The organism is Variovorax sp. Soil_C_17, from assembly GCF_057657265.1.
On record NZ_JBDGIT010000053.1, the window covers coordinates 1 to 604 of the forward strand.

Annotated in this window: 1 pseudogene; it reads right to left on the reverse strand. The window is 68.7% G+C overall.

Annotated elements, in window-relative coordinates:
* A pseudogene (locus AC3A6Y_RS34995) lies at positions 1-604 on the reverse strand (IS21 family transposase); the annotation flags it as partial.

Consider the following 604-nt stretch of genomic DNA (forward strand, 5'->3'; position numbering starts at 1 on the left):
AGCGGGAGAACAACTCGGCGTAGATGTCGGCGGGACGGATCAGCGGGTGCTCCTGCGTCAGCGTGAGCTCCAGCTGGCGCGGCTCTTCGGTGTGCTCGAGGGCCGCCAGTGCTTCGGCGACGATCTTCTCGGTCAGCTTCTTGACGTGGCTGTAGCTGTGGATGCCGTCGTGCATCGCCTGCGCACACGCGCGGTCGACAAGACGGCGCGGGTATCGATCGGCCAGGCGGACGATGCCCCACAGCTTGCGCTGGCCGACGCGACCTTCGACGGCGAACAGGAGCTCGCACAGTCGCTGGGCGTCGTTGCCGATCGCCTTGGCTTGCGCGAGGATGCGGCGGGTCTCGCGCGAAGGGTTGAACACGCGCTCCTCCACCGGCAGCACGACCGTGCCGGGGCGCTCGACCCGGATGTGACTGCGCAGCAGCGCCTGCGTCTTCAGGTCACGGATCTCGATGTGGCGGTCGAACACGCGCACCAGCACGTGGCTGCCGATGGGCGCCGGCCGCGCGGCGTAACTGCTGTGGTCGACCCGCACGCAGCTGTCGTCGCACACGGTGCGCTGCGCCTCGGTGAAGTACTGCATGCCCAGCATCGGCAGCGG